Annotated in this window: 5 protein-coding genes; 4 read left to right on the top strand and 1 reads right to left on the bottom strand. The window is 70.4% G+C overall.

The features are described 5' to 3' along the window. The first annotated feature begins 124 nt into the window (after nt 1-124). Nucleotides 125-1,237: an IS630 family transposase gene (locus HK417_RS24050; RefSeq protein ID WP_222273126.1), complete on the top strand. Its 1,113-nt coding sequence runs from the start codon at nt 125-127 to the stop codon at nt 1,235-1,237. A 301-nt stretch (nt 1,238-1,538) separates the two neighbouring features. Here the strand turns inward: HK417_RS24050 and HK417_RS24045 are convergent, their stop codons facing one another. Continuing rightward, the gene (locus HK417_RS24045; protein WP_222273123.1) at nt 1,539-2,966 is read right to left on the bottom strand and encodes an IS1380 family transposase; all 1,428 of its coding nucleotides are present in this window, start codon (nt 2,964-2,966) and stop codon (nt 1,539-1,541) included. Between the two features lie 321 nt (nt 2,967-3,287). On the opposite strand from HK417_RS24045, the gene HK417_RS24040 reads away from it, so the two are divergent. The 3 genes from HK417_RS24040 (at nt 3,288) to HK417_RS24030 (ending at nt 4,807) form a co-directional block, all read left to right on the top strand. Next, nucleotides 3,288-4,085, top strand: coding sequence for an AfsR/SARP family transcriptional regulator (locus tag HK417_RS24040; protein WP_222273120.1), 798 nt, complete (start codon nt 3,288-3,290; stop codon nt 4,083-4,085). Nucleotides 4,086-4,252: 167 nt separating this feature from the next. Next, nucleotides 4,253-4,462 carry a hypothetical protein gene (locus HK417_RS24035; protein WP_222273103.1) on the top strand — a complete coding sequence of 70 codons (210 nt, stop codon included), beginning with the start codon at nt 4,253-4,255 and terminating at the stop codon, nt 4,460-4,462. Nucleotides 4,463-4,570: 108 nt separating this feature from the next. Then, nucleotides 4,571-4,807, top strand: a complete 237-nt coding sequence (locus HK417_RS24030; RefSeq protein ID WP_222273100.1) for a hypothetical protein — start codon at nt 4,571-4,573, stop codon at nt 4,805-4,807. The last annotated feature ends 66 nt before the right edge of the window (nt 4,808-4,873 follow it).

The raw sequence follows: 4,873 nt of genomic DNA, 5'->3' as shown, positions 1-4,873 counted from the left end.
GCGGCCTCTACCTCAACGACCCCACCGCCTGGCCCTCAGACCCCCGACGTTTCAACGGAGAGCAGCACTAGTGCTGCGTTGCGCTGATCCTTGATGTGATCACCGCTGGGGTTGACCATTCCTCATGGCCGCTCATGTGCGAACGGTTGAGGTCCCGGAGGCTGATCGGCGGGAGTTGCAGCGGCGGGCGCGGAGCAAGGGCGCGCCGGCCCGGGTAGTGGAGCGGGCCCGGATCGTGCTGCTGGCCGCCGACGGGATGCCGGGCAAGCAGATCGCCGCGCGGGTCGGCTGCGCCGAGCCGACGGTGGTCACCTGGCGACGCCGCTACGCCGAGTCCGGGCTGGCGGGGCTGGAGGACCTGCCGCGGCCGGGCAAGCCGTCGCCGCTGCCCGAGGCGCTGCGCGATCGGGTGCTGGAGCTGACCCTCACCGAGCCACCGACCCGGTTCGGCGCCACCCACTGGTCCTCGCGGCTGCTGGCCGCTGCCCTCGCGGCCGAGGGGGCACCGATCTCGCACGTCACAGTCGCGCGGATCTGGCACCGCTTCGGCGTGCAGCCGTGGCGATCGGAGACGTTCAAGTTCTCCACCGATCCCGAGCTGGAGGGCAAGATCCGCGACGTCGTCGGGCTCTATCTGCATCCGCCCGAGCGCGCGGTGGTGCTCTGCGTGGACGAGAAGCCACAGCTGCAGGCCCTGGAACGCACCGCGCCGGTGCTCCCGGTGCGGCCCGGGCAGCCCGAGCGGCAGACCTTCGACTACGTCCGGCACGGCACCACCACGCTGTTCGCCGCGCTCGAGGTGGCCACTGGGCGGGTCACCGACGCCTGCGCCGAGCGGCACCGCCACCAGGAGTTCCTCGCATTTCTCAAGCAGGTCGCCGCCGCCTATCCGCGCCGGCAGCTGCACGTGGTGGTCGACAACTACGCCACCCACAAGCACCCGGCGGTGCGCGCCTGGCTGGCCCGGCATCGGCGGGTGCGGCTGCACTTCACCCCGACCTCGGGCTCCTGGCTGAACCTGGTGGAGGCGTTCTTCTCGATCATCACCCGCCAGGCGCTGCGCCGCGGCAGCTTTCCCACCGTCGCCGACCTCAACACCGCCATCGAGCGGTTCATCGACGCGTGGAACGACCGCTGCGCGCCGTTCACCTGGACCAAGGACCCCGACACCGTCATCGCCAAGGCCACCCGACCGCTACGCCGCAAGACACAACAGACGCCAGATACGGAGCACTAGGTGAAGCTCGTTCGATAACCCGACTCAGCCGGAGTTGACGCCGCGCGGCCAGCGCTGCCCCTGATGGGTGTCGCCCGCAGCGTCCGGTGATTGAGGGAGTCAATCCCTGCGGCGGAATCCCGCAGATTGTGCTCTAGCCCGGATCTTTCATCCGTCCGTCGGTGATCATCGGGATGCGACTCGGTGGTCGCCGAAGGGTGACTCTGGCATTGGGGTGTGACGGTTCGGCCGAGGTCGCTCGGGTGGGCGCCGGTTCCACGGTCCGGGGTCGTGCGGGGTCGTCGGGACGAAGCCGCCTGGGTCAGCCGGGAGCGGCCACAGGACCGGCGATCAGGGCACCGGCGATCAGGGCACGTAGTCGAACGACGGCGTCGTGGACAACGGCGCCCCACGGGTGGTGCTCGGCGAGGTGCAACAGCCGGCGTCGTCCGGTGCGGGCCAGTGTGGCCGGGACGGTGAACAGCCGTGTCCGCAGTCGTTTGGGCTCCCACCGTCGAGCAGCGGTGTCGGTGAGGGCGAGCATCTGCATCCAGGCGACCAGTTCACAGGCCAGCGCGACGAGGGCGCACCAGATCTGGTTCTGGGCGAAGTCGTGCAGCGGCAGGTTGGTCAACCCGGTGTCCTTCGCGCAGCGGATCCGGTCTTCGGCGCGGGCCCGGCGGCGGTGCCGCAGCTCGAGATCGGGCAGCTGCCCGCGGGTGCTGTTGGTGGCGAAGGCGGTGACCCGCATCCCGTCGGCGTCGGTGATCCGCAGCTGCGCCCCGGGGTGCGGGCGCTCCTTGCGGGCGATCGCGCGCATCCCGGGTGGCCAGCCGTCCAGGTCCAGCAGCCCGGTCAGCTCGGCGACCCAGGCGCCCTCGCGGACCTCGTCGTTCGCGTCGTAGGCCGGGGTCCACACCTCGGCCGGCAGGTCCGCGAGCAGGTCGGCGGTGTTGGCCGGCAGCCCGAAGCCGATCGAGTAGGACAACCGCTGCCCGTGGCACCAGTCCAGGAAGGCGTGGCTGGCCCCGGCCCCGTCGGTGCGGATGAGGATCTTCCGGCCGGGCCGGGTGCCGGGCCGGTGTCCGGGCAGCTGCGCCAGCGCGGAGCGGGCGATGGTGATGTGGTCGGCGGCGGTGTTCGACCCGGCGTTCCCCGCCCGCAGCAGCACCGCCAGCGGCTCTCCGCTGCCCTCGGCCCCGTGATCGACGAACGAGCACAGCGGGTGGTGCCCGAATCCGCGCTTGAACGTCGGCGCGGCCTGCTCCTTCTCCGAATGCGAGGTGACCAGGGTGGCGTCGATGTCGATGACCAGTGGCGCGGCGGCGTCGGCTGCGTGGTCGGGGGCGTGCTGGCCGGCCAGTCCCCACACCGTCGCCCGGACCGTGGCGCGGGCGGTGTTGATCGCCTTCAGTGCCGCTGGTGCGTCGGCGGCCAGTGCGCCGATGGTGCGGGAGACCGTCGGATCCGACGCCACCGGGCCGTAGACCCGGGGTTCGGCGCGCAGCAGGGCGATGTCGGCCAGGCAGTCCCCGCCCAACGCCAGGGTCAGCGCCAGATCGAGGACGACCTTGCCGGGGTCGTGGATCGCCAGCGGCTTGCGCCACGGGGTCAATGCCGCCGAGAGCGCCGAGTCCAGACCGGCAGCGGCCACGGTCTCGGTCAGCAGCACTCCGCCCGCCTGACCGACCGCCGGCACGTTGCCCGTGTCGACCTGCAGAACGGGATAGAACCGGCTACGCTTCTTCACCTGGAAGGTGCTCCTCGATCGCTTCGGACTGGTCCCTAGACAAGACCCATCCTTGCTGGTCACGAGCACCTTTCAGTTTCTCAACACACCCTCACGCCGCCGACGCATGAAAGCGCCGGGCTAGGGCGGCCACCGGGCGGGGTGATCCGGCGGTGACGCCTCAGTGACGCGACGCTCCTAACGTGCCATGTCCGAGGCGGCAAGGCCGGCGTGCCCGCACCACTGGCGATCGGGGCGTCGCGTCCTCCACCGGCTCGGCTGAACCGCCGTGGCCACGACCTCGGCGGTCGCACGACGGAAGCAGACCAGAGGAGCTTGGGGATGACACACGGGAGTGGAGCGTCGGCGCTGCCGGAGACCCGACCAGTACTGATCTGCCTCCTCGGTGACTTCCGGGTGCTCAAGGGCGGGACCGAGGTCCCCATGCGGGGTGCTGGGAAGACCGCGACGCTCCTGACCCTCCTGGCGCTTGGCGAGGGGCACCGCGTCTCTCGTCAGGCCCTGCTCGGGGCGCTGTGGCCCGACAGCGAGGAGTCGCGTGGCTCGCACGCACTGAGCAGCATGCTGCACGGACTGCACGACACACTGGGCGATGCCCTCAACGGCGCACCCCCCATCGTCCACCGCTCCGGCGCCTGCCAGTTGAACGTGGACGCGGGTGTGGGCGTGGACACGGTGCACTTCGACGGGCTCGTCTGCTCCGCAGAGGCCCACCTGCGAGCCGGAGATGCGAGAGCGGCGGAGGCGGCTTTCGCATCCGCGGCTGAGTTCTACCGGGGCGACATGTACGCCTGCGACGATCTACGGGCGGTCGTCGAGCGCGAACGGCTGCGCGCCCTTCACCTGTCACTACTGAGTCGCTTGGCGGACCAGCATTTCGACCAGCACCGGTACGCGCAGGCGTTGAGGTACGCCGGGCGTCTCCTGGCAGCTGATCCGTGCCGGGAGGACGCTCATCGGTTGGTCATGCGCTGCCACGTCCGGCTCGGAGAGCGGGCGCAGGCCTTGCGGCAGTACCGGACGTGTGCGCGGATCCTGGAAGCCGAGTTCGGCGCGGGGCCGGAGCCCCTCACCGACGCCCTGTTCGATCGGATCAGGGTCGCGCCAGACAGCGTGTGAACGCCTGAGCGACACCTCTGCCACATCTGACGTCGACTTCACCCGTCGGCTGACGCGGAGCTGACCGAGGCCTGAGACGGGCTCGATAGGAATTCACCAGTCGACCTATCGACGACTTCGTGCCCAGCTCATACAACGGAGACTCTCTCGCCCGGAAGCACACGGTCGTGGCTGTCCTCAGGCTGGTGGTCGAGGGCAACGGCGACTTCGCCCATGGCGAGCTGGTGGCCGCTTCCGGCCGGGTCGTGGCCCGGTTTCGGGCCTGGTCCGCGCTCGTGCCGGCACTGCAGACTTGGCTGGCGCGGCAGGGCACAGAGCACGGCTGGGGGGAACCGGACCGGGGAGACCGGCCGCCTGTGAACGGGGACGGTCCATGACGGTGAGGACCGAAGCCCCGGTGACTTAGCAAGACGAAGCTTCGTCGCGCAGTACGCCGGCAACACCGCGCCCAGCGGTGTGTCACGTCGCTCGGACCGGTCGCTGACATGGCGGACTACGCCGTCGTCGGCGACGTCTCGACCATCATCGTCCGCAAGCATCGAGGATGCGTTCGCGGACCTGCACCCGTTCCGCCGATCGTCGAGCCTAACGACCTGTCCGATGCGGTGCCTGTGGCCGTGTCCAGACTGACCGTCTTCCGCTACGACATCTCCGAAGACCCGGCCAGCCGGAACAGTCCGCCGCTGCGCTCCGCCCCGCCGGACCAGCCGGCCGTGCACTAGGGCGTGTCTGACGGATCTTGGGGTCGGACGGCGGCAGGGTGCAGTCGATGCGACAGCATCGAACCG

The organism is Modestobacter marinus, from assembly GCF_019799945.1.
GTDB classification, from domain to species: domain Bacteria; phylum Actinomycetota; class Actinomycetes; order Mycobacteriales; family Geodermatophilaceae; genus Modestobacter; species Modestobacter marinus_B.
Note: the sequence above shows the minus strand (reverse complement) of the source record. Positions and strands in the feature narration are given on the sequence as shown.

Bases quoted from the DNA above. Each gene is read 5' to 3' on its own strand.
- HK417_RS24050 (WP_222273126.1), top strand. From the start codon at position 125: ATGGCCGCTCATGTGCGAACGGTTGAGGTCCCGGAGGCTGATCGGCGG.
- HK417_RS24040 (WP_222273120.1), top strand. From the start codon at position 3,288: ATGACACACGGGAGTGGAGCGTCGGCGCTGCCGGAGACCCGACCAGTA.
- HK417_RS24030 (WP_222273100.1), top strand. From the start codon at position 4,571: ATGGCGGACTACGCCGTCGTCGGCGACGTCTCGACCATCATCGTCCGC.